General features: G+C 35.0%; 15 protein-coding genes. 13 read left to right on the top strand and 2 right to left on the bottom strand.

The annotated features are described in order from the left end of the window. The first annotated feature begins 11 nt into the window (after positions 1 to 11). On the top strand, positions 12 to 665 hold the full coding sequence (locus Q0972_RS01620) for a rhomboid family intramembrane serine protease (protein ID WP_299361749.1): 654 nt from the start codon (positions 12 to 14) through the stop codon (positions 663 to 665). 47 nt (positions 666 to 712) lie between these two features. Here Q0972_RS01620 and Q0972_RS01625 read toward each other — a convergent pair whose 3' ends face one another. Next, positions 713 to 1,867 carry a TlpA disulfide reductase family protein gene (locus tag Q0972_RS01625; protein WP_299361752.1) on the bottom strand — a complete coding sequence of 385 codons (1,155 nt, stop codon included), beginning with the start codon at positions 1,865 to 1,867 and terminating at the stop codon, positions 713 to 715. Positions 1,868 to 2,008: 141 nt separating this feature from the next. Here Q0972_RS01625 and mnmE point away from each other — a divergent pair, with 141 nt between their 5' ends. The 7 genes from mnmE (at position 2,009) to Q0972_RS01660 (ending at position 12,604) form a co-directional block, all read left to right on the top strand. After that, positions 2,009 to 3,397: a tRNA uridine-5-carboxymethylaminomethyl(34) synthesis GTPase MnmE gene (gene mnmE / locus Q0972_RS01630; RefSeq protein WP_299361877.1), complete on the top strand. Its 1,389-nt coding sequence runs from the start codon at positions 2,009 to 2,011 to the stop codon at positions 3,395 to 3,397. A 235-nt stretch (positions 3,398 to 3,632) separates the two neighbouring features. Next, a complete protein-coding gene (locus tag Q0972_RS01635) occupies positions 3,633 to 4,904 on the top strand; it encodes a serine hydrolase (protein ID WP_299361755.1) in 1,272 nt (423 codons plus the stop codon). Positions 4,905 to 4,927: 23 nt separating this feature from the next. After that, on the top strand, positions 4,928 to 6,094 hold the full coding sequence (locus tag Q0972_RS01640) for a hypothetical protein (RefSeq protein ID WP_299361758.1): 1,167 nt from the start codon (positions 4,928 to 4,930) through the stop codon (positions 6,092 to 6,094). A gap of 475 nt (positions 6,095 to 6,569) precedes the next feature. Then, complete coding sequence (locus Q0972_RS01645) at positions 6,570 to 8,618, top strand: sensor histidine kinase (RefSeq protein WP_299361761.1); 2,049 nt, start codon at positions 6,570 to 6,572, stop codon at positions 8,616 to 8,618. A 4-nt stretch (positions 8,619 to 8,622) separates the two neighbouring features. Then, positions 8,623 to 9,288 (top strand): response regulator, encoded by a 666-nt coding sequence (locus Q0972_RS01650; RefSeq protein ID WP_299361764.1) that lies wholly within the window; start codon positions 8,623 to 8,625, stop codon positions 9,286 to 9,288. A gap of 423 nt (positions 9,289 to 9,711) precedes the next feature. Further along, positions 9,712 to 10,512, top strand: coding sequence for a hypothetical protein (locus tag Q0972_RS01655; RefSeq protein ID WP_299361766.1), 801 nt, complete (start codon positions 9,712 to 9,714; stop codon positions 10,510 to 10,512). Then, positions 10,499 to 12,604 (top strand): S8 family serine peptidase, encoded by a 2,106-nt coding sequence (locus Q0972_RS01660; RefSeq protein ID WP_299361769.1) that lies wholly within the window; start codon positions 10,499 to 10,501, stop codon positions 12,602 to 12,604. Before Q0972_RS01655 ends, Q0972_RS01660 begins: the two co-directional genes overlap by 14 nt. Before the next feature lie 335 nt (positions 12,605 to 12,939). Here Q0972_RS01660 and Q0972_RS01665 read toward each other — a convergent pair whose 3' ends face one another. Continuing rightward, positions 12,940 to 14,721 (bottom strand): serine hydrolase, encoded by a 1,782-nt coding sequence (locus Q0972_RS01665; RefSeq protein WP_299361771.1) that lies wholly within the window; start codon positions 14,719 to 14,721, stop codon positions 12,940 to 12,942. A 130-nt stretch (positions 14,722 to 14,851) separates the two neighbouring features. Between Q0972_RS01665 and Q0972_RS01670 the strand changes: the two genes are divergently transcribed. From Q0972_RS01670 to Q0972_RS01690, 5 genes are all read left to right on the top strand, one after another. Continuing rightward, on the top strand, positions 14,852 to 16,522 hold the full coding sequence (locus Q0972_RS01670; RefSeq protein WP_299361774.1) for a histidine kinase: 1,671 nt from the start codon (positions 14,852 to 14,854) through the stop codon (positions 16,520 to 16,522). Further along, a complete protein-coding gene (locus Q0972_RS01675) occupies positions 16,519 to 17,220 on the top strand; it encodes a LytTR family DNA-binding domain-containing protein (protein WP_299361777.1) in 702 nt (233 codons plus the stop codon). Before Q0972_RS01670 ends, Q0972_RS01675 begins: the two co-directional genes overlap by 4 nt. A gap of 119 nt (positions 17,221 to 17,339) precedes the next feature. Further along, positions 17,340 to 19,970 (top strand): choice-of-anchor J domain-containing protein, encoded by a 2,631-nt coding sequence (locus Q0972_RS01680; RefSeq protein WP_299361779.1) that lies wholly within the window; start codon positions 17,340 to 17,342, stop codon positions 19,968 to 19,970. A 457-nt stretch (positions 19,971 to 20,427) separates the two neighbouring features. Beyond that, positions 20,428 to 23,718: a glycosyl hydrolase gene (locus tag Q0972_RS01685; protein WP_299361782.1), complete on the top strand. Its 3,291-nt coding sequence runs from the start codon at positions 20,428 to 20,430 to the stop codon at positions 23,716 to 23,718. Beyond that, the gene (locus Q0972_RS01690; RefSeq protein WP_299361785.1) at positions 23,702 to 26,545 is read left to right on the top strand and encodes a prolyl oligopeptidase family serine peptidase; all 2,844 of its coding nucleotides are present in this window, start codon (positions 23,702 to 23,704) and stop codon (positions 26,543 to 26,545) included. The genes Q0972_RS01685 and Q0972_RS01690 overlap by 17 nt, the downstream gene beginning before the upstream one ends. Positions 26,546 to 26,776: the final 231 nt, after the last annotated feature.

A 26,776-nucleotide genomic window follows, 5' to 3' on the forward strand; every position in this document is an offset into this window, starting at 1 on the left:
ATAGATATTTTATGTACAAATTAGATCCTGTTACCATTGCCATTATTGCGGCTAATGTCATCATGTCTTTAAAGGGTTTTGATGATCGTTTATTTTTTGAAAAATATAAGTTTAATGTTGGTAGTATTAGACGAGGTGAACAGATAAGAATGCTTAGTTCTGGGTTTCTGCATGTAGATACTACGCATCTGCTATTTAATATGTTAACCTTATATTTTTTTGCGAGTTATGTCATTGGTCCTTTGGGAACATTAAATTTTGTTATCATTTATTTTGCAAGTCTAATTTTTGGGAATTTATTATCCCTTTATTTTCATAAAGAAGAGTATTGGTACAGTGCTGTTGGAGCTAGTGGTGCTGTTACAGGAGTCTTGTACGCTGCCATATTGTTAGACCCAGGAATGAGTTTGTATATGTTTTTTGTTCCAATTCCAATTCCTGGATACGTTTTTGGTATAGGCTATTTACTGTACTCAATTTATGGCATGAAAAACAGAATCGGCAATATTGGTCACGATGCGCATTTTGGAGGTGCAGTAGGCGGATATGCGGTGACACTGATTTTGATGCCAAGTTTATTTGAAACGGACTTGGGACATATAGGGCTTTTGGCCATACCTATCATTATTCTTTACATATTATACAAGACTGGAAGATTACATTAAAAAAGCCTGCAATTTGCAGGCTTTTTTAATGTACTGTAATCTGCATATTAAAATTCGTCTAAAAGCTCTCGGATTTTGCGCTCTAAAGCTATTCCTCTTAAATTCTTTGCAACAATTGTCCCGTCAGCATCTAGAATATAAGTCGCCGGAATGGACTGAATATTATATAATTTGGCTACTGGGTCGTTGAAATATTTGAGGTTAGACACGTGGTGCCAAGTTAACCCGTCTTTATCAATAGCATCTAACCAAGCCTTTTTTGGGTCTTGCTGTCTACTTTGGCCATCTAATGATACGCCAATGATTTCTAAACCTTTATCATGATACTTTTCATAAACTTTTACCACATTAGGATTTTCTTTTCTACATGGGCCACACCAAGCTGCCCAAAAGTCGATGATGGTCACTTTTCCCTTTAAGTTTTCTAGACTCACAAGAGTCCCGTCTGGTGTTGGTGCTTCAAAATTTGGAGCAATTTTCCCGATTTCTAAATGTGCTGTTTTTTGGTAAGCCTCATAAAGCTTATCTAGTTTTTGTTTTACTACTAATCCTTTTTTTGACGTTTTTAGTTTTGGGATAAGGTTTTCATAAGCTTCCATGTAGCCAATTATGTCAAAGCCTCTTCTGCTAGACTCTAATTCAATGAGATTAAGGCTAAAATAGCGGTCACTATTTTCTTTTACAAAGCTGAGGGGATAAGCAAATTGTTTTTCTCTTAAATCTTGCATAGCTTTTCCAATAGAATCTCTTTTTTCTGGTGCTGGTTCTTTGCCCAGCTTATTAAACTCCGCCATTATGGCTTCGCCTTCTTCTTTGAATACTAACATACCGTTTTGGAAAATCTCATATCCTTCATTAGATTTAGAACCAGTTACCTTAGATTCCATAGGAATTTCTTTATTAAAATCGATATCAATAACACTATTTTCTAACATAAAAACAACATTTCCCATACTTCCGTCTGCAGAAAGAAAATAAACACTAGGTTCTTCAACAGAGCCCTTAATTGAAAACTTTTCATCCATAACAATAGCCGAATCTTTCATAACCTGTTGTCCGGTTTCATCTATTTTCGCCAACCGTACTCTAATACCATTATGAATACCTTCTGCATTACCATTGATGACATAAGTTGTTCTATTTTCATCTTTACAACTCGTAAGGATTAAGCCTAAAGCAAGTATTGTCAGTATTTTTCTCATCTTTTGTGTTTTCAAGTTTTGCTCTGCAAATATAAAAACTAAGCCTAATAATTAAATCATTAGTTTGTGAATTAAATCTTAAATGCTCGAGCTACTTTTAACAATCACATATTTTGCAATACTTTTGCATCAAAGCAGTTAATTATGCATAGCGATACTATTGTAGCATTAGCAACACCATCTGGCAGTGGAGCCATAGCTGTTATACGATTATCTGGTAAAGCCGCAATATCTATAGCTTCAAAAGCCTTTCGATCAGTTTCTGGAAAAGATCTTAGAAAGCAAGTAACTCATACCATTCATTTGGGCCATGTAATAGATGGTAACAAAACATTAGATGAGGTTTTGGTATCCGTTTTTAAAAATCCAAATTCCTACACTGGGGAAGATGTCATAGAAGTATCCTGCCATGGGTCATCATATATTCAGCAAGAAATCATTCAGTTGTTTTTAAGATTAGGATGCAGAATGGCCACACCTGGTGAGTTTACATTACGTGCATTTTTGAATGGAAAATTGGATTTAAGTCAGGCTGAAGCTGTGGCCGATTTAATATCGAGCGATAACGAGGCCTCACATCAAATTGCCATGCAGCAAATGCGTGGTGGATTTTCTTCTGAAATTGCAAAACTAAGGGAAGAACTCTTAAATTTTGCGTCGTTGATTGAACTGGAACTCGATTTTGCTGAAGAAGATGTTGAATTTGCCGACAGAACACAGTTTAAGGAACTCATAGAGCGCATCAGTTTTGTGCTGAAACGCCTTATAGATTCATTTGCGGTAGGCAATGTTATTAAAAATGGAATTCCCGTAGCTATCGTAGGAGAACCCAATGTGGGTAAGTCTACTTTATTGAATGCTCTACTTAATGAAGATAGAGCGATAGTATCTGAAATTGCTGGAACTACCAGAGACACGATCGAAGATGAAATTTCAATTGGAGGTATAGGCTTTCGATTTATAGACACTGCAGGCATTAGAGATACAGAGGATGTAGTAGAAAGCATCGGCATAAAGAAGACGTTTGAAAAAATTGACCAGTCTCAAGTTACTATTTATCTATTTGATGCGTACAAGCATATCGATAATCTAGAAACTGTTAGAATAGAGATTGAAAAAATAAGAAATAAATATCCACAAAAGCCACTGTTGGTATTAGCCAATAAAATTGATGAGCTGAATGATATACAGTTAGCGGCCATTAATTCAAACATAGCTGATATCCTTTTATTATCTGCCAAAACCGGTTTTGGAGTTGAACAACTGACCAATTCACTTTTAAATCTTATCAATACTGGAGCATTAAGAAATAACGAGACTATAGTGACCAACTCCCGTCATTATGATGCCCTTTTAAAAGCTTTTGAAGAAATCCAAAAGGTACAACATGGTCTGGAGACAGGTCTGTCTGGAGATTTATTGGCCATAGATATCCGTCAGGCTTTATATCATTTTGGTGAGATCACAGGAGAAATTACTAATGATGACTTGTTGGGCAATATTTTTGCTAATTTCTGTATCGGGAAGTAAACCAATTTTATCGTTTATTTCATTCAATTTTTTTTTATTATTTATCTGGAATTACCTTTTAGAACTAATTCTGTCAAAACAAAAGCTTTTATGTTTTGTTTAACAAAAACAAAAAAAAGTTAAACATTTTATATATCTTTATTATCCCCTTTGATTACAATCCTTAATTTGTTTTTAAATCCATTAACCTGTAAATCATCATAGTATGAGAACAATGCGTTTTTTTCTATTAATTATGTCTGTTGTATTACCTCAACACATTTCTGGGCAAAAAATACTAGACAGTAACCAATCTGATCCTAATGCGATGGAATGGATGCAAGGATTTCCACCATCAGAAGAAAGGACTGTATCTGCAATCGATGGTAGCTTCTTTCAATTTCCTGCTTTAAGATACAGTGTTTGCCACATGAGACAATTTATGCCAACTACAGAGGTCAAGGCATCTACTGATCGGCATTATAAGTTCAAAGTTAAATTGGATTCTAATATTGATAGAGTCACTTTTTTACCAACCAACAGTTCCGATATGATGACTTTTAAAGAAGCTTTGGGGGTCAATTATACGGATGGATTATTAATTCTGCATAAAGGAAAAATTGTTTATGAAAAGTATTTTGGGGCATTACAACCAGATGGAGTCCATGCCGCAATGTCTGTAAGCAAAACATTTACAGGTACTCTGGGTGGTTTACTAGTTGAAGAAGGGCTGTTAGATGAAAATAAGACTGGAGTAGATTATGTGCCTGAACTAAAAGATTCAGCCTTTGGAGATGCTACGATTAGACAAATTTTGGATATGATCACTGGTTTGAAGTACAGTGAGGATTACTCAGATCCCAAAGCCGAGATTTGGGCATTTTCAGCTGCGGGGAATCCATTTCCGAAGCCATCCTCTTATAACGGACCAAACAATTACTACGATTATTTAAAGACAGTTGAGAAAGATGGTAACCATGGTGAAGCATTTGGCTATAAGACCATTAATACTGATGTGATGGGATGGATTATTTCGAGAGTTACAGGCAAGAGTATTCCCGAGTTATTATCAGAGCGGATATGGAAACCTTTAGGTACTCATCATGATGGTTATTTTCAGGTCGATGGAGCTGGTATTGCATTTGCTGGCGGTGGCTTTAGTGCCAATATGCGCGATATGGCCATGTTCGGGGAAATGGTGCGTAATATGGGGAAGTTCAATAAAAAACAAATATTACCAGAAGCTTTAATTAGAGACATAATGAAAGGTGGTGATAAGGAAGCGTTTAGTCAATCTGCATACGGTTCTTTAAAGGGATGGAGTTATCGTGATATGTGGTGGATAACACATAATGAACATGGTGCATTTGCTGCACGTGGTGTACATGGGCAAACTATCTACATAGACCCAAAAGCTGAAATGGTTCTGGTTAGATTTTCATCTCATCCCGAAGCAAAAAATGCCAAGATTGATCCAACATCATTACCAGCCTATCATGCTGTGGCTAATTACTTATTAAATAAGTAGTACTTAATTAAATATACGCTAAAATGAAAAATTCTAAGGTCAATGGTTATTTTGTAAATATTATTTTATCCATTTCTTTTTTATGTAGTTCTTGCTCTTTGGTAAAAATTGAGAGTGAACAAAAGCCATTAGGAGTAAGAGAGTTAAATACCAGGTTGCTAACACAAAAATTTGCGCAAACTGCTATGGATAGGGTAGAGCAGGCGGCTGACAGTATTTTAAATTTATCGGCTGATAGAAAGAACATACAGCTAAATACGATTCACTGGAAAATTAAGACTTCTGAAGAGCTTGGAAAAATTAGTTTTCAGACAGAACCAAAGATAGCCTTAATGGATACTTGGTCGTATTTCTTGGAAGTAAGAAATTCACTTAATAGATCCGAATTAAGTGGTGTCTTTGCCGAATATAAACCCGTTGCTATAGATGCAGTTGATAGGAACATTGAAGACATAGAGAAGATAGCTAGCAATGTTTTAACTAATAAAGAATATTCTAAAATCAAGGATTTTGTATACCAATATGCTAATGATACACCACTATTGCTACAAAAAGAATTCAAACATAAATCGATAAGGGAGTCGTATTTAAAATTTAAACAAATACCTGACAGTACAGCAGTACAAACTGTTGGGACCCTATCAGAAGTGGTGGCGGATGCTACTAATCGTTTCGGTTACTATTCAGATGCGTCAGGAAAGCGATTCAATTGGAAAACCGAGATGATACTACGTGAGAGAGGTATCGATTCAATGGATATCGAAGCTAAGATTGCAGAAGTCGACAAACAGTTTGAACGCTTACTAAAAGTGGCTGAGGACTCACCTGAAACTATTGAAGACGCTATCGTTGAGTTTAAAAATAACATTAGCCCATTATTTAGAAATCTTAATTATGAAATTGGTTCTGCAATGCGCAGTTTATCTTCGGATGTAGAGGATATTGATTTAATGATTAAAAGAGAACGTGTTGCTCTTGATTCTATTATTAAAAGAGAACGAATTGCACTAAGCACTAAGGCACAAGATTTAGTAGATAATGGAATAGAGAATGCCTTTGAAAGCTTAGGTAAAACTATAAAAGGGCTAATATTTTATTTAATTCTCCTTTTTGTAGTTGTTTCCGGTTTGCCATTTTATTTGGGTTATATAGCAGGTAAAAGAAAATCAAAGCATACAATTAAAGACTAAATCTGCCAATGCCAATTAAATGTATACTAAGTTTATATAAAAGATTTTTTGTTTTAAAGATTCACTATCTATGATATTGGCGTTCTGTTTTTGTATTCCTAGCACTCATAGTCAATAAAATAAGACAATATTACTTTCTGTATCGATAAAAAGTTCAAGAATTATCCTGTATTCGTATTCTTTTTCCTGTAAATCCCATTAGGGCAAGAAAGAGTGCTTTATGCATCCGGATTTCACAAAATAGAACTAAATGGGTTTTACGATTTTTAAAAGTTCTCTAAAAATATAATTGGTGATTTTGTAAAAAGCTTAGTTGAAGAAGAAAAATATACATCTCAATAAGAAGGGAAGTTTTGCAAAATGTACTAGAACTATTTAAAGGTAGACCATGGATTAAGAAATTGTATTGAGTACTTAATTTTATTTTAATTCTTTCTGAGTTAATTTATATTTATCCTATAAAATCACCACTGTTGTGCAAAAGTACACTTTATATATATGTCTTATGCTTTTAGGCTTTAGTCACCTCAATGCGCAACACAATGATGTGCCTGTAGATAGTATTTATATGCTTCGTGAACTCTCTAGGGATGAGTCTAAGTATACACTAGAACAATGTCTAATTTTTGCACAACGTTCTTTAAAACTCGCTAAGCAGACTAAAATTGATTCTACGATATTGTGGTCTAATATGAGATTATCAGGGGTTTATTTTTCTTTAGGAAGACATGATTTATATGTATCTATAAATCAAAGCATTTTTAAAACAGCTGAACGGATTAATGACAAAAAAGCCATTGCTCATTCTAGCTCTAACTTAGGGGGTTATTATCATTATTTTAAACCTAAGGATAGTGCTTATATTTATTTGATAAAGGCTTTAAAATACAATCAATATGCCGACGCAAAGTATAAGCATCACCCTCATCTAATCATTGCCGACATTTACATAGAATTAAAACTATATTTAAAATGCGAGGAACATATAGTTAGAGGGTTAAGTTTTTTGAATGAACTGCCAGAAACTCTAGAACGTCTTGATGCTAAATTTGATTTATATAATTTGTTAGGTATGGTATGTGATGATCAAGAATATCACGAAAAAGCCTTGAAATATTATAAAAAAGCTATTGAGGTTAGTAAAAAGATGATTAGAAAAGGATACGAAGAAGGTGAATTGAATTTGATAATTGCCTATAATAATATAGCCGAAGTTTATCGCAACAAAAAAAATTATAAAGAAGCTTTGGGATATTATGATAAGATGCATAAAAAAAAGCAATTTTTTAAATATGACCCTTGTCTTTACCCTTTCTTGATAGATAATATAGCCATGACAAATTATCTAAATGGTGATACCAATGTTGATGCAATTGTTACTGATTTAAAAAAAGCCTATAGAATTTGTGACACCTTACCAGAGAATTACGAGAAAGCAGAAACCAAACAATATATAGCACTAGATATAGCAGAAGTATACAGTAAAGAACATCAAAAGGACAGTGCCTATATATATGCAAAAGAAGCTTACGAGCTTTCAAAAATCCTAAAAGACAACGATTATAAATTAAAATCTTTAATGCTATTAGCAAATTTAGAAGAAGGTGATAAAGGCAAAGCTTATTTAAAAGAATATATTACCCTTAGCGATAGTCTTACTAAAGTAGAGCGTAATATGCGTAATAAGTTTGCACGTATTGAGTACGATAGTGATCAGTTAGAAATTGATAATGTGCAGTTGGCCAAAGAAAAAAAATGGCTCTATACTATAACCCTAGGTCTCTTAGGTTTGTCACTTTTGCTTTATATCATCTTAGTGCAGCGTTCTAAGAACAGAAAACTAAAGTTCTCTAAAGCACAACAAAAAGCCAATGAAGATATTTATAACCTTATCCTTGCACAACAATATAAATTAGAAGAAGGTCGGTTACAAGAACGTTACAGAGTCTCAGAAGAACTGCACGATGGTGTTCTTAGTAAACTCTTTGGTACACGTTTAGGTCTAAGCTTCTTAGAATTAGAAGGAGATACCGAAGACTTAAAAAAGTTTAATGATTACTTAGAGCAAATTAATACTATAGAGAAGGATGTGAGACAACTATCCCATAACTTAAAAACAAATGACTTGACCGTTGATAATGATTTTAGTAGTATTCTGAAAGCTTTATTAAATGAGCAAAAAGAGTTGCATCATATTGAATATAATTTAACAAATGTATCCTTAATAGATTGGAAAACGGTTAGTGACAAGATTAAGGTGAATCTCTACAGGATAATACAAGAAACCTTGTTTAATACTATAAAACATGCTCAAGCAAAGATTGTAAATCTAGTTTTTAGCTCTACTAATAACAGTTTAGAACTTGTTATTAGTGACGATGGTAAAGGATTCAACCCCAGAAAAGTTAAATATGGGATTGGACTCAAAAACATTAAGTCTAGGATTAAGGCATTAAAAGGTACGGTTTTTATTGATTCAGGTTTAGGTAAGGGAACAACAATTAAAGTATCATTTCCATTATAATATTATGACTAAACCAATCTCCATATTAATTGTAGATGATCATCCTATAATTGTTGAAGCCTACAAAAGTGCCCTTGAGCATTTAAACAAAAATGATGATACCGTTGTATTTAATATTAATAGTGCTATTAATACAGACGATGTACTTAAGAAGCTTACATTTTCAAATTTTGATATTGTTTTTTTAGATATTAGAATACCGCCTTCAAGCGATAATACTATCATTTCTGGTGAAGATTTAGGATTAAAAATAAGAGAGAAGCTACCTACTGTTAAAATAGTAGTTTCTACAATGTTTAATGATAACACTAGAATCAATTCTATTTTTAAAACTTTAGATCCGGATGCGTTTTTAATTAAAGATGATATTACAAAAAGTACTATAATTGATGCTTTACAAAGTGTACTGGATAACCAGCCCTTTTATAGTAAAACAGTGCTTAAATTACTGCGCAAAATTGCAAAAAATGATTACATCTTAGACAAAATAGATAGGCAGTTACTATTTTATTTATCAAAAGGAATAAAAACCAAAGATTTAACTCAACATATAGCGTTGTCTTCAACAGGAATTGAGCGTAGAAAACGACAATTAAAGGCAATTTTTGGTAAAGAGAATTGTAGCGATAGTGAGCTATTGAGAGTTGCTGAGGAAAAGGGCTTTATTTAAAACCTTACACATTCTATGAATAAGGTTTAGCTATAACATACAAAAAGGCTGGTATTTTAAAACTACACTTTTAGTCGCTGTAATATCTACTTCTCTTAATTCAATTTCATCTTAAAATTAGGTTTAGATTCTTTCATGTAATAGCTCTTGAAAGGTTAATTAATCAAAACCTTAGAAATCCATCCAGAATAAATACAAATTGCTAGAGTAAAATCAATTAAGGTTTAAAGGTAAGTTTTGGAATTGGAATAAAACTAAGGTTTTTCCTTAGTTTTTCTGTGGAAAAACCTTAATGCCGTTTTAATGATGTAACATACTTTAGTAGGTGTAAATTCGAAACCCTATTTCTAGTGCGCATATGAGATCTGGTCCCTTTTTTACAAACAAATATTAACAACAATCAATTTTAAAAATCCAATTATTATGAAAAAGGTAGTTTTTTTTGTTACCCTCTTATGCTGTATTAACTACGTCCAAGGACAATGGACGTTAGACATACCCAACAACACATTGACCACAAACAACGAATTTGTGGGTATTGGCTCCAATGGAACTGGCGCCACGGATTATAATTTTAGATATTGGCAAAGCTCAACAGTGGATGCGTTTTATTTCTCTTTGGACAATGATGCAAAAAGACAAATTCTTGCTGTTGGCTATGATGACAGCACTACATTTTTAAGATTAAAGAACAGGAACAATGCTGAATTTTTCAAAGTTGGTACACTAGGCAATGACAACAGTATATATATGCATTTGCCAGAAACCGACTCTAGAATTGTAATTGGAGATTATGGAAATTATTTACAAAGTGAAGGACATAAATTTGTGATTAGAGACGGTAGCGCCAAAGTTGAAGGCGACGTATTCTCTACCGGAAATATTGGCATCGGTACCATGTCTTTTGTTGATGGTCCAGATACCTATCGATTATCTGTTGCCGGAAAGGTAAGGGCTGAAGCTGTTAAAGTATATACCGATTGGGCAGATTTTGTTTTTGAGGACAACTATGAGCTACCAACGCTAGAGGAGGTTGAAGATTACATCAACGACAATGGACACTTAAAGGATATACCTAGTGCACAAGAGGTAGAAGAAAATGGTATAGAGCTGGGAGAAATGAACAAGCTTTTGCTTCAGAAAATAGAAGAACTTACTTTATATGCTATTGAGTTGAAAAAGGAAATTGAGGAATTAAAAAATAGAAGTAATGTTAAAGAGTAATTATTTTTTTATTTCTATCTTATTGCTTAGCTCCTTTTGTTTTGGACAAAAAAAATACATCTCTAAGCTAAGCAGCAGTAGTGATATTCCACAGTTTAAAAATATAAATGGAACTTATATTTATGATGGGTCTAATCAAAAAGAGCAACTTTTTTTTGATAATAATCCAGATATTAAAATCTATCAATACGCACCTAGCTCAAAACGTGAAGCGGTACTAAGGTTTGCTATTATCGAATGTCTTGATGACAATGATATTAAGAAATTAATGGCAGAATTTCCAGGCATATACTTAAGTTACAGTGAGTATCAAGAACCTCTTTTAGCTTCTATCAAAATAAATAAGGATTACCATCGATTTAATGGTTATAAAAGTACTCATTTTTCACAATCTTTTAATGCTATAGAACCTCCACCATTTTTCCCAAATGATTACGTAACCATACCCGTACAAGCACCCTCTGATTATGGAACTTTTGATGTAAATGATTATGAGTATATAAACACTACAAAAGCTTGGGGCATTGCAGGAGGTGGAAATTCCAGCATAATTATTGGAATCTCTGATAGTAAAATTGTAGAAGATGATATTGAATTGGATGGTAAAGTAAATTTTCCAAATGGAGACCCTTATGAATCTCTTTCTCCTTCCAATTGTAATGTGCCCCCCTATACACTATTGGAATCTAGGCACGGTACTGGTTCCGCTGTAACAGCGGCTGGTAAAGGTAACAACAACTATGGTAAATTGGGGGTTTGTTATGAATGCTCAATAAATGGTGACGACTATAATTTTCCTTCTCTTTTAAGACTAGCAGAATCTGGAGCAAAAATAATAAATGCGAGTTGGGTTAGCTCGGGACAAGATTTACCACCAGAAGAGTACATGCTAACACCTCATGGAGAATGTAATTATAAGATTATAAGAGAAATTATAGAAGATTATGGAGCCATTATAGTTGCAAGTGCAGGAAATGAGATGCAATATGATGCCCTAGGCCAACCAATTACACAATACAACTATCCTGCAAGTTTTGATGAGGTTATTTCAGTATCTTCCGTGAATCATTGGTACGAATTGGATAATCATCCCCTGACACCTTGGACAACCTGCAACCCTCCAGATCAAGCATTATTCCGAATCAAAGATATTCTTGTATCAGGTCTTCTTGTGAGTACAGATCCACCAGAATTGCTTACTTACACCTGTCCAAATGGAGCAAGTGGGCCTCCAGGCCCTATTGCAGGTCCACCACATGTTATAAACGATCAGGTAGACATTGTAACACCAAATTATCAAGTTATAGATTATCCAAAAATGATATATGGGACATGCCCTGGTGAATCAAGTTCGAAATATACCTGGGGGACTTCGCATGGCGCTCCTCTAGTAAGTGGCACTATTGGACTTATGTTAAGCTTGGACGACTGCTTAGATTACTTGCAAGTAGATGATATATTAAAGCTTACTTCAAAAAGTATTGAAACTATATCATACAATTCTAATTATATGGGTCTTGTTGGGGCTGGAGCAATGCAAACGGGAGATGCTGTTTCATTTGTTTATCAAATGAACCAGAATGATGGTAATGCACTAATAGAAGATCAAATTTTCAATCGTTTTGAATTTGATGTACAGAGAATAAAAAATGATTTAACAATTGATAATGTTCAGTTCCTTAATAATAATATAAGCGATTTTAATGCTGGAAATAGTATAACTATTACTAACACCAATATAAAGCCAAATAGTTATGGTTCTTTTTATGTCGGTGCAGAAACTCTTCCTTCTAATGCCTGTGGTGTTAGTGTATCTCAAAGAACCCTAAAACGTAAACAAAGCACTGATGATAGGGAATATGTTTTAAAGATATATCCAAACCCAACAAAGGATATGGTTACGATTGAGAGTGAAGGTGAAATCATATCTTGTGAAATATATAATACCTTTGGTAGACTTTTGCTGAAACAAGATTTTGAATCTCACAAACAAGTAGAAATGAATTTAGATGGTCTTTCTGAGGAATTATATTTTCTCACTATTTACTTGAAAAATGGTCAGTCTATCACCAAGAAAGTTTTTAAGAATTGAGATTAAAGCATTTAGATAATCAATCATATTAACAAATGGGTAATATGGCAATTATGTACACAAATAAATAAAAGCCATTAGTTTTAAATATATTGAATTATTACGGAGCGGTACGCAAATACCGCTCCGTTGTCTATGAATATATTAAGATTATAACACTCTTCGAAAATTACCCATTATTAGCTGTTCTTATCAGGGTATTATCTTTTCTGAATTTCTTGACAATCGAAGTATTGATGCTTTGTTAACAGCAGTTTTATATCAATATGTTGCAAGTTCTTATAAAAAAAGATGAAGATTTTATCCTCACCTTTTAAATCTTTAGGGTCAAGACTTTATTCAGATAGGTCCTTTACTACTTTGACAGCATTTGAGTTGTTAGGATTGAGTTCAAGTGTCTTTTTGTAATACTTCAATGCATTTTTCTTATCCCCTGAAAGTAAATAGGCTTCTCCAAGACTATCGTATGTGTTGGCACTATCAGGATAAAGAATAGTATTTATTTTAAATATAGTAATCGCGACATCATATTTTTTATCACCTAAATGCTCATACCCAAAACTATTGATTCTAGATTCAGAGACTAGGGAACTATTTGGATTTTCTTTCTTTAGTTTCTTATAGGCCGCCAGAGCTTCTTCATACTTATTTTCTTGAGCCAATTCAAAAGGGAGTTTCCCTAATACCTTACGTTGCATAAACAGCTTTTCTGAACTGTTATCCCAAAATTGCTCAACCTCGTGCTCTCCGTTTTCTTTTATGTTGAATTTCATTTTAAATGGAATTTCATCAATCCCAAACGTATAATCTCCCAAGTAAAATAATTCAAAATCCCTTCCCAATACCAAAACTAATTTTCCTTCTTTCTTTTGTATTTCATTCAAACCCCACCCAACATGTTCATACCGACCAACAACTTGTTCTTCTAGTGTTGTAGGTAGTTCCTCAAGTTTGCTTTTATCAAAAGGTTTTTTCCACCCATGAGTTTCAATGATATTACTTCTAAGTTCGTCAAGAATTGGGACTCTGATACCATTAGGACCATTCCCAAAGAAAACAATCCCTTTTCCTTCTTTCATAGTTCCATAGATATGACCTCCAATTCCAGTGTTGGCTCCTCCATGAGAAAACCAATCTAGATTACCAAAAGCTTGAAAGCGATCAAAACCTATACACCAGCCTCCTATACCTTTTCTTGTAATTATTGTAGTGATTCTTTCGGCCACTTTTTTTGAGAATATTTCACTTTTACCTTCAAGCGCTTTTTGAATCTCAATCATCAAGATGGACATATCCGTTGGATTAGACCACATTCCAGATGCTGATACCTGAGGTGTAATAGGAATTCCGGTTTTAATGATGTTGCCTTTGTTATCATGGGCCTTTGCAACATTTGTTAGAAAACCTTCTTCATTGGGCTGCTTCATGGTTGTATTCTTCAAATTCAAGGGGCCGAATATGTATTCTTGTGCTAAATCTGCCAATGATTTACCCAAATGATCTTCTAAAGCCATCATGGCTATCGTGTAGCCACCACCACTATATTTCCAATCGGTTCCAGGTGTGAAAGTAACTTCAATTTCCTTGTCGTATCTAGGTAACTTTCCTTGAATAGATTCTAAAATAGAAGGGATTTTTTCACCTTCGTAAAAATCAGTGAATCCATGTTGTGACGTACCAGCGGTATGACTTAACAAGTGTACTAAAGTAACAGGAGTATCTTTATTGAATTCGTTTTGAGGAATCTTCCATCGCTTTAGGTAAGTATTAACAGGAATATCTAAATCAAATACACCTTTTTCTTCTAAGATAGCAAACAAAAGACCTGTAATCGCCTTAGAGATTGAAGCCGTTGAGAAAGATGTTTCTTCATTTAAGGGTACAGAATCGTATTTCACACCCCAATGGTCTTTCCATATGATTTTGTAATCTTCAAAGACAGCAACGCTCAACCCTTTTAAACCTTTATCTTTCATTAACTCTTCAATAGAGATGGATTTGTCGTCTTTTGCAAAGTTTAAAGCCAGCGCTTTTTTGGGATCTACGGATGTACTTTCTTGACTGCATGATAAATTAAATGCAACTAAGAATAATACGAGATAGTTTATTTTTTTCATTTTCTTCAATGTATGTTCTTAAACAAATCTAATTCCTATTACTACCTAATTCGTCACCATACTTTTGAATGGCTCTATAAACTTTTGAACGGCATCGTTTCTATACTTTTTCAAGTATCTTGCATACGCAATGAAGAAAAATTACATCGTTTTATTAGGAATACTCTCTTTACTAATGGTAGGTTGTACCGATACCGCATTGTTCTATGGTATGGATACTACTTATAAAATGGGTGACAATCTAGATAGATCAGTAAAATCGTATCAAGAGGACGATACTTGGGTAAGGTCTAGCAATGTCTATAAAACACGTTTTTGGACAAGGACTAAATTCTATATTGATAGCATAGATACTGCTGAAACCTACGGATTGTCTATTGTAAGCTATTCTTCTTACGATATTTTTTGGGATGGTGTAAAAATAGGATCGAATGGTATTATAGGAGACTCTGAAGAGACCGAAGAACCTGGAATACTTAGAAAATATTTTTTACTTCCAAATTCGCTCCTAACCAAAGGGGGGCATGTACTCGCTATTAGGCATTCTAATTTTCATGCAACCTCTGATATAAATCTATTTTATACTTCAATCGGAATATATGAGCAGATGATTAAACGTCCACTTATTCAGACCGCTATGATGTATATTTTAGGCGGAATGTTTCTGATTGTAGGTCTGTATTATCTGTTTACGTATTTCAAAACTAGAAAGGAATTCATTATTCTTCTATTTGGCCTTATAAGCATTAGTTTTTTCTTTTTGGTCTTTATAGAATATTCAAAAGAATATTATGAGTATACATATGATCTTCATTTTGTACGATTGGAAATCATTCAATGGCTAAACTTTTTTATAGCCTCATTGATCCCTTTATTTTTCCTTTTCAGATTTCAATTAAAAAACAAGTGGACTTTTTACCTTTTTCACCAAGCTTATTTAATTGTTTTATTAATGATCTATTGGAGAATGTATGATACATATGCCATACTCATTAGTAAATCGATGTGGGTTTTTTCAGTTTTCGTTGTTGGAATTGCTTTTGTAAATAAGAAGCGAGGAAGCTTGCCAGTTCTTTTGGGACTTCTTTGTATTACATTACTGAGTTTTATGATTATGCACGATGTTAGTCTTTTCCTAACTTTTGCAATCCTTGTTTTATTGATGATGTATTCTATGGTCATTTATCAAAAGGAACAAAAGAAAAGTTATGAATTGGCACTTTCGCAATCCGAAAGATTAAAATTTGAACTACAGGTTCAGAATATAAAGCCCCATTTCTTAATGAATACCCTAACATCTCTAATAGAATTAGTTGAGCAGTCGCCAGAAGATAGTATTACTTTAATCAATTCCTTATCAGATGAGTTTAGAATGCTGAATAAAATGGCAGATGTAAAAAAAGTGTCCATAAAAGAAGAATTACAATTATGCAAAAGCCATATTGAGGTGATGCGCTTAAGGAAGGAGGTACAGTATAAATTGAAACAAAAAAATATTGAGTATACAGAAACAATTCCTCCTGCAGTAATACACACAGCCATTGAAAATGGAATTACGCATTGCTTACCTAATGAGAATAATGAAATATCCTTTTTAATTGTATTCTCTAGACTAAAAGAATGGAAACAATATGAACTAATTACTTATGGAAAGCCAGTTTCAGAGGTTAGAAGAGAAGGTGGAACAGGTGAGCAGTATATAAAATCGAGACTTAGCGAGAGCTACGGTGAGGACTGGTTTTTTGAATCAAAAAGAGTACCCGAAGGTTGGAAAGTATTATTTAGATTTAAAGAAAAATGAATGTATTAATTGTAGAGGACGAAGCGCCAATCGCTAGAAGGATTGAACGTTTTTTAAAGGAGATCATTACAGCAAGTGATTTAAAAATTGCCAAAGTTAATTCAATATCTGATGGAGAGGAATTCATTAGTGCAAATAAGATAGATTTATTGCTCTTGGACTTAAACCTAAATGGGGAAAGCGGATTTACAATTTTGCAGACAATGGTTTCTCACGCATTCCACACAATTATTGTTTCCGCTTACCAGGATAAAGCTATAGAGGCTTTTGATTATGGAGTACTAGATTTTGTGTTAAAACCATTTGGAAAACAGAGACTGGCATTAGCACTAGAAAGATTTAAATCACAAAAAGAAAAAGGCCCTAGTGCACTTAAGTTCCTGGCTGTAAAAAAAGCACATACAGTGAAGCTAATCGATATTTCTGAAGTAATATATATTAAAGGAGCTGGCATTTACACTGAAATTCATTTGAAGGATGAAAGCAAAGAGATACATGATAAGTCCTTAGATAAGTTGATGCAATTATTGCCTGATAATTTTGAGAGAATTCACAAATCCTATTTAGTTGATATGAATAATGCTGTAGAGTATAAGGTTTTCTCTGGGAGCAAATATGAGTTGATACTAAATAACGGACATACTTTACCTATTGGGAGAACAAGATATAAAGAGGTGAAAGAGAAATGGTTAAACTAAGATGTAGTTATGGAATTTCTTAGAATCGAAACTAATAAGACTCCAAGTATAACCGACTTTTGATGACTTTTTTTAAGCTTTTCGATGTTTATGAAAACGGACTCTAAAAAATTCATAACATGAAACAGCTTTTACTACTAACGGCAATGGTATTCTGTATTACCATATCGGTTAACGCACAATTCTTTGAAAGTTTTAATGCCGGCATTCCTAATAATTGGACGGTTATCGATAATGACGGCGGTGACCAATGGCAATCTACGCAACAAGGATGGGGCGGAGGAAACGGCCTTGTTATTTTTACAGATAATAATTCTAACGAAGATTATTTAATAACACCTCAATTTTTGGTTACTAGCGGTATTTCAGAACGGATTTCGTTTCACGTATTAAGTAATAATGCGTTCCAAAATTTTGAAGTCAGACTTTCAACAACAGGAAATGCCATAAACGATTTTTCAGAACTTATAGCTAGTGAAACCGATCCAGAAGCCGAGTTCAGTAACTATACACAATATGAATATAATCTATCGACCTATAATGGACAAAATGTATATGTGGCCATTGTATCGACAGGGCCAGAAACAGGATTCTTACAGTTAGACGAGTTTTCTAACGATTCCTTTAATTGCCCAAGTCCTTATGCACTAAGTGGTTCGCCAACAGCACTGACAGAAAGTACCTTTAGCTGGAGAAATGTGGCTGGACAGTCCGATTGGACTGTAGAATACGGTGAAACTGGATTTGTACTAGGTAACGGTACACAAATAATCGAAAATAGTACTACAGGAGTTGGTTTTGTAGAAGTTAATGGGCTTACTTCAGGACAGGCTTATGATTATTATGTACAATCCAATTGTGGAATTAATGATAGTCAATGGGTCGGACCTTTTACCATAACACAACCATTGCAAGGTGAATCTGTGGCTTTTCCTATACCTTTAGATATTTTTTCAGGTGATTGTAATACCTCGCCAAGCTTAGATTTTGATTACAATAATGGCTTTCCTTTTTTTGCCTTTGCAGGTAATACCCAAGCATATTTAAGTTTTGGTTGTGATGCTCTCGCTACAACAGAAAAAGTAGGAATCTGGACCCGTTTTACTAGCCCTTCAAACGGTGCTGTTAGAATTACAACCACAGATACTAACGATAACTTTGTCATTCACTCATTAAATTGTAATAGTCAAGGAATTTGTTTTAGGAATGAGGAAGTGTTTTGTTATAGAAACCCAACTAACAACGACACACAATCTGTAATCAGTTTACAACCAAACACAGAGTATAGTCTAGCGATATGGCGCTCTGGCATTCAGATAGATCCGCAAATATCCCAAATATGTGTAGAGCCCATAGATTGTGTGTTTCCAGTGGATTTGAATATTAATATTGTCTCTGCTACTGATGCAGAATTGTCATGGACTGCCTATGATGGTAGCCAAACCACTTGGGAATATGTGGTACAAGAAGTAGGTATGGGAATCCCAACAGGGTCGGGGACTTCTACAACAAATACTTCGACTATAGTAACTGGGGCGGAGAACACGAGCTATGAGTTTTATGTACGCACCGATTGTGGTGGTGGATTGTTTAGTGATTGGGCCGGTCCTGTAGAATGGTTGCAGTCTACCATTCCGCAAAACAATACTTGTGAAAGTGCTGAAGTTTTAACGGAAAGCTCATCTGGGAACTGTACATTTTTTGCTTCAGGTAATACGCTTGGAGCATCCTATGCTCCCAGTAATTTTGAGGATTGCAGTTTTCATGATGAAGATGTTTGGTACACATTTATAGCCACATCGACATACTACGAATTTGAAATCATTCCAACCAATGCAGACTTTAATGATTCTGATTATAACGCCGTATTGTACAATAATATAAACGATTGCTCTACCGGAGGCGATGTGGATAATATTTATTGTGCGTTTAACGATATAGACGAAGCCACTGTTTTTTATGGTTTGGAAATTGGCAGCACCTATTATTTAAGAATCACCATGAATAGGTCTTCTTTTGAGGATGGGCTGGACGCTTCTTTTGATTTATGTATCAGTATTCCACCACCACCACCTACCAACAACAATTGCATGGATGCAATTCCCATAGAAACAGGTATGACCTATACTGGTGACACAACTTGGGCTACCAATTTTGATGACATTCCTATATGTGGTATATCAACAAACGATGATGACAATGTGGTTTGGTATTCCTACACAGGGTCTGGTTCAGAAGAAGAAATCAGACTGTTGTTTTGCGATCGACCTTTTCAAGAACGTGTTGGGGTATTTACTGGAGATTGTACCAATTTGACCTGTCTGTTCAGTTTTGGACAAGTTAGTTTTGAAGCGCAGTCAGGTTGCACGGCAGGTTTTAATGCCGTGAGGTCATTTATATCTGATGGTGTTTCTACCTACTACATTGCCATAAGAGGTGATGACGACCAGGATTTTGGAGCATACAGTATGCACGTAGAAACTACCTTATCTACCGAATCTAGGAGTTTAAGTAAAGATATACAAATAATGCCTAACCCTGCTAGTACTGAATTGAGAGTGGAATATAAAGCCTTAGGAAATGATGACTTGGATTATGAGCTTTATAATCAAATGGGTCAAATAATTAAAAGAGGAAAGCTTGGAGATAGTTGGAATACCATAGATATAAGCACCTTAGAGGAAGGCTTATACTTTATTCAGTTCAGTAATAACAGAGGACAGATCACTGAAAAATTGATCATCAATTAGTCTTTCGTATTAGTCTTAATAAATACACTTTGAATATATAAAACCGTCCTGTTTTAGTAATGGGCGGTTTTAAGGCTATATGGTATTATCTTTTTTTAGCCTTTTCTGTACAAAATATGTATGTATCGTTCACAGTCAAAGGCAATCAATTCTATAGTTTTACAAATGTACAAGCGCATGGTAAATCTTCAAATTAAGCATGTAGGTGCTTCAAAATGACAAGGTAAAGTCAAATACTTTCGTTTTGGACTTTATTGAATGTCACAAAACAAAAAACATATTATTTCATTTTTTATAATTCTCTTAATAATTATATGTCTTAAAAAGGACTATATTTAAAAGCTCCCAATGCTTCAGTATATGCTTAACCCTCTAATAATCATATTATTGGTAGTTTTATAGTAGTGGTATTAACTAATTAAAATAAATACGATAAACCAACCGTTAGATTTCACTTATGAAAAACTTTTCATTAGTCGTTCTGAGTCTGATGCTCAGTTTCGGCACAGCATGTATTGCCCAAAAAAAATCTAAAAAAGAAAACGAAGACAAAACACCATTAGAAACGCTAAGTATTTCTGGACTTAAATGGCGAAATGTCGGTCCTGCACTAACGTCAGGGCGGATATCCGATTTTGCTTTTAATCCCAACAATCCCTTCGAGTATTATGTGGCTACTTCATCTGGAGGTGTGTGGAAAACGGTAAACTCTGGAGTAACTTATGAGCCAATTTTCGATTCGCAAGGGTCTTATTCTATTGGTTGTGTCACTATGGATCCCAATAATCAGAACGTGATTTGGGTAGGTACAGGAGAGAATAACAATCAACGCTCGGTGGCCTACGGTGATGGTATTTATAAGTCGCTAGATGGCGGAAAGTCATGGAAACATATGGGACTCAAAAATTCTGAACATATTGGTAAAATTATAGTACATCCAGATAACTCTGATGTGGTTTATGTAGCTGCCATAGGTCCTTTATGGAGTAAAGGTGGTGATAGAGGACTTTACAAAACAGTGGATGGTGGAAAAACCTGGAACTCAATTATAGAAGTCGATGAACATACAGGAGTTAATGATGTCGTAATGGATCCCAGAAATTCTGATGTACTCTATGCATCAACGTTACAGCGTAGACGCCATGTGTATACCTATGTTGGTGGTGGTCCAGGATCGGCCATGCACAAAAGTGTAGATGGCGGTAAGACCTGGACAAAAATTAATAAAGGTTTACCAAGTGAAGAGTTAGGGCGAATAGGTTTAGCCATTTCACCTGCCAATCCAGAGATTATATATGCTATTGTAGAAGCAGCAAATGATGAAGGCGGCTTTTTCGCTTCAACCAATAGAGGTATGAGTTGGGAGAAGCGAAGCTCACATGTAACAAGTGGAAATTATTATCAAGAAATAATTGCAGACCCCATTGACGAACACACTGTATATTCTATGGATACATGGATGTCGGTGACACACGATGGAGGAAAAACATTTAAGAAAGTGGGTGAAGATACCAAGCACGTGGATAATCACTGTATGTGGATCAATCCTTATAATAACAAGCATTGGGTAGTAGGTTGTGATGGCGGTATTTATGAAACCTTCGATGCTGCAAAAACATGGGATTTTAAAAAGAATTTACCAGTAACCCAATTTTATAAGGTCGCTGTCGATAATGACTATCCGTTCTATAACATATATGGCGGTACACAGGATAACTTTAGCATGGGTGGCCCTTCACGAGTTTTAACGAATCATGGCATTCGTAACTCAGAATGGTTTATTACCAATGGAGGTGATGGCTTTGAATCGCAAATCGATCCCAATAATCCAAATATAGTCTATGCACAATCCCAATATGGCGGGTTGGTAAGGTTTGACAAAAAGAGTGGTGAAACCGTTGGGATAAAACCAAAGGCAAGGAAAGGAGAAAACGCTTATCGCTTCAATTGGGATGCACCTTTGGTTGTAAGTCGTCACGTTCCAGGGCGTTTGTATTTCTGTGCCGAAAAAGTGTTTCGATCCAATGATTATGGTAATAGTTGGGATGTGATTAGTGAGGATCTTTCCCAACAAATAGACAGGAATAGTCTAAAAGTATATGATCGGGTTGTAAGTATAGATGCGGTAATGAAAAATGGGTCGACCTCACTTTATGGAAGTATCGTAGCATTTTCAGAATCACCATTAAATAAAAATCTATTAGCAGTAGGCACTGATGATGGTCTTATTCATATTTCAGAGGATGGTGGACAAAACTGGAAGAAAATTTCAAGTATAGATGGAGCACCAAATCAATCTTATGTGAATAGTATTTACCTCTCTAAACATGATGAAGATGTTGTTTATGTAGCCTTTAATCATCATAAATATGGTGATTTTAAACCTTATATTTTTAAATCTGCTAATAAAGGTTCAAGTTGGACTGCCATACAATCAAATCTCCCAGAGCGTGGTAGTGTCTATGCCATAGAGGAAGATCATATAGATAGCAATTTACTTTTTGTAGGTACTGAGTTCGGAGCTTTCTTTTCACCAGATCAAGGAAAGAATTGGAAACAACTAAAAAATGGATTACCAACCATTGCCGTTAGGGACATCGCTATTCAAGAGCGTGAAAGTGATTTAGTCCTTGGTACTTTTGGACGTGGGTTTTATGTTATGGACGATTATTCAGCTTTAAGAACTGTTGAAAATTCTGAATCAAAGGATGAAGCCAAAATTTATCCCATTAGAGCTGCCTTAATGTGGGAGCAGAGTAGTCCTCTAGGATTACCAGGCAAATCATTTCAAGGCGATAATTTTTATACAGCTAAAAATTTAGGTCCAGAAGCAGTAATCACCTATTATTATAATTCTGATTATAAGTCACTGGAAGATCAGCGCCAAAAAGATGAAAAGGAATTAATTAAATCCAATAAGGATACACCATACCCAAGTTATGAAGCTTTAAAAGCAGAGACTGAAGAGAGTAAACCAGAACTTGTATTTACCATTAAAGATGCCAATGGTAAGGTGGTAAAGAAGGAATTTAAACCAGCCAAAAAAGGAGTTCAGCGTTTCCATTGGAATTTGAGATACACTCTTCAAAACCCCATAAATTTGAATAAACCAAAATTTTACAATCCTTTTAGTGGTACTGATGAAGGTACTTTGGTAGCACCGGGGAACTACACCGTTGAGATGGGATTATTAAAAGAGGGTGATTTAATAGCACTAACTGGTCCGGTAAGATTCGAAGTAAAAGCTTTGGATAATGTGGAATTGCCAGCTGAAAACCGTGCTGAAAAAGTGGCTTTTCAAAAGGCAGTATCCAAATTGCAAGCAGATTTTGGTATCGCTCAAAAGCTAATGTCTGAATCGAGAAATAAGCTGAAGTATATCAAAGCTGCCATTAAACGTGCAGAGCAGCCACTAAGCAATTTGTCAGTCAGTGTCAAGGCCATTGAAGATCAATTAGATGAAATGCAATTAGCCATGTATGGCGATCCTGTGAAACGTCGATTAGATATAGGTCAACCACCATCGCCAGCTAGTCGTTTAGGATCAATTGGTTGGGAACAGAAATATTCTACAGCAACACCAACACAAACGCATCGCGATAGTTATGCTATTGCCAAGGACGAGATTAAGGCAATTAAGTCTAAAATGGAACGCATATTTAACCAAGATATCAAGACCTTAGAACAAAAATTGATAGATGCTGGTGCGCCATATACTCCTGGACGCGGTTATGAAAACAAAAACTAATATCACAGATTATATGAGAATCTTAATACTTCTATTTTTCTTGTCAACGATAGCAACTGGCTTTGCCCAAAAGAAAGTGATGCAGAATGAAGATAAGGCTTTATGGAATCGTATCAGAAATGTCAATATTTCTAATTCAGGAGACTATATGCTCTATGCCTTAGAAAAAGGCGAGAAAGATCAAAGTTTACAACTTTTAGACATCAAAGGTGATAAAATAATGTCTTATCAACGAAGTAAACGCGGACAATTTTCTTACGATTCTAACTATGCAGTATTTGCCGTTAATGCCTGGAAAGACAGTATCAGGGAAATGAAAAGACGAAAGGTAAAGAAGAAGAATTTGTCAAAGGATACTTTGATAATCTATGACATAGAACAGAAGTCGCTTCAAAAAATTCCCAATGTAAAATCCTATAGCCTACCAGAAAAATGGTCTGGAATAGTAGTCTATATGCTTGAAGCGCCAAAATCGGCAAAAAAAGATTCGGCCAAAACCAAAGTAAAGGACACTTCAAAAGTAAAAAAGAAGAAACCAAAAAAAGTATCTAAAGATAATGGCTTTCATTTGGTAATTAGACAGTTGTCAAGCGGCATTGAGGACACTTTAAAATTTGTTCATTCGTATAAATTAGCTAAAGAAGGACGCCATCTCGTTTATGCAACTTCGGGGATAGTAGACAGTCTTGGTGGCGGCGTATACCACTATGATATAGATAAGTCATTAAGTACTCTATTACTAACGAGTCACCATAAAACCAAATATCCACAATTGGGCATTTCAGAATCTGGCAAAAGAATAGGATTTGTTGTTGATGCCGATTCCACAAAAAGCCAAATAAAAAAGCCTAAACTTTATGCTTGGAACCAAGGTGAATCAAAAGCTAAACTGATTGTTGACTCTAAAGACAATACTTCAAATCTATTAATCTCTGGTGATGAAACTTTGCACTTTTCAAAAAATGAAGCACGTTTATTCTTTGGTTTAAGGACAACGCCAATTGTACAAGATACCACCTTGCTCGATGAGGAAATCGTTAATGTTGAAGTTTGGACCTATGATGAGCCTAGATTGTATACCGTTCAAGAATTAGACGTAAAGAAAGATAAGAAAAAAGCCTATTTGTCCTTGTACGATTTCGATAAGAATAAGATGATCCAAATTGCAGATACAGATTATGACAGGACACAATATGGGGATGAAGGTAATGGAGACTATGCCGTTATCGGTAATGCAACACCATATCAACTTCAAAGACAATGGACGGCGCAATTGCCGAGAGACCTACAGCGTGTAGATTTAAGAACTGGCGAACGTGTCAACTTAGGAACTAAAGTCTATGGTGGTTCATCCATAAGTCCAAAAGGAAAATACCTGTATGGTTACAGTCGCAAAGATAGTACATGGTTTACCTATAATCTTCAAACCCTTAAGTATAAAGCATTAACCAAAGGGCGACAATTTTATAATGAATTACACGATTATCCAGATGATCCCTATAGTTACGGTTCTGCTGGTTGGACAGAAGACGACTCTAAACTCTTGATTTATGATCGTTTCGACATATGGGCCTTTGATCCTGATACTGGCAATTCTAAAAATCTCACCAATGGTCGAGCGTCTCAAATACGTTATCGTTATTTAAGGTTGAATACAGAAGAGCGATCAATTTCAAACGCAGAAAATTGGTTGTTAAGCACATTTAATGAAGCTAACAAATACGGTGGCTTTGCAAGCTACAATCCAAAAAATGAGAGACTAAAAAATCTTGTTGAAGTAGGACCTTATTCTTATGAGCGTCCATGGTTAGCTCAAAAAGATAAAAAGAAGCGTTTGTTGTTTACAAGACAATCTTTTACTGAATTTCCAAATTTATGGTCTTCGGATATTTCATTTAAATCGCTCAAGCAAATCACAGATGCCAATCCTCAACAAAATGATTATAATTGGGGAACTGCCGAAATGATAGAGTGGGTATCACTAGATGGAAAACCATTGAAAGGCATACTGATTAAACCTGAAAATTTCGATCCCTCCAAAAAATATCCTATGATAGTCAATTTCTATGAAAAGAGCTCTAATGGATTGTACCAGCATCGAGCACCTTCATATGGTAGAAGTACTATTAACTATCCGTTTTATGCGAGTCGAGGGTATATTATTTTTAATCCAGATGTACATTATCGTGATGGGTATCCTGGCGAAAGCGCCTTTAATTGTGTAATTCCAGGTGTAACGGCTTTAATTGACAAAGGTTTTATAGATAAAGAAAATATTGGCGTACAGGGTCATAGTTGGGGCGGCTATCAAATTGCCTATCTCGTTACGAAGACCGATATTTTTAAGGCTGCAGAATCTGGTGCTCCTGTGCCGAATATGATAAGTGCTTATGGTGGAATCCGTTGGTGGACAGGATTGAGCCGACAGTTTCAATACGAACATACACAAAGTCGTATAGGTGGAACGCCATGGGAATATCCACAACGCTATATAGAAAACTCACCCATTTTTAATATTGATAAAATCAATACGCCACTATTAATCATGCACAATGATGCTGATGGTCATGTGCCTTGGTATCAAGGTATTGAATTCTTCGTGAGCTTAAGGCGTTTGGGAAAACCCTCATGGTTTTTAAATTACAACGATGAACCACATTGGCCATTGAAGTGGCAAAATCGAATCGATTTCAATATTAGAATGTCACAGTTTTTTGATTATTATTTAAAAGGTGCCCCTAAACCTATTTGGATGGAGCGTGGTGTACCAGCATTAGAAAAAGGTATCAACCAAGGTTATGACTATATAGAAAGTGATAAGGAATAATGTTTTATCCCTTGGGCATTTTGATTTATTGTGTCTAAAAACTGTCAGTTCGAGTTTTTTCTTCCCAATAACTACCGGGAAGAAAAAGTATCGAGAACACGGTTTTTTACACATAAAATTCTATTCTCGATACATCCTGATCCCGATAGCTATCGGGACTGTCAGGACACTCGAACTGACGAATTTTATTCAAAATACACAACGAATTATTTTTTATAATCGAACTTTTAA

This window comes from Winogradskyella sp. (assembly GCF_028282165.1).
Classification (GTDB): domain Bacteria; phylum Bacteroidota; class Bacteroidia; order Flavobacteriales; family Flavobacteriaceae; genus Winogradskyella.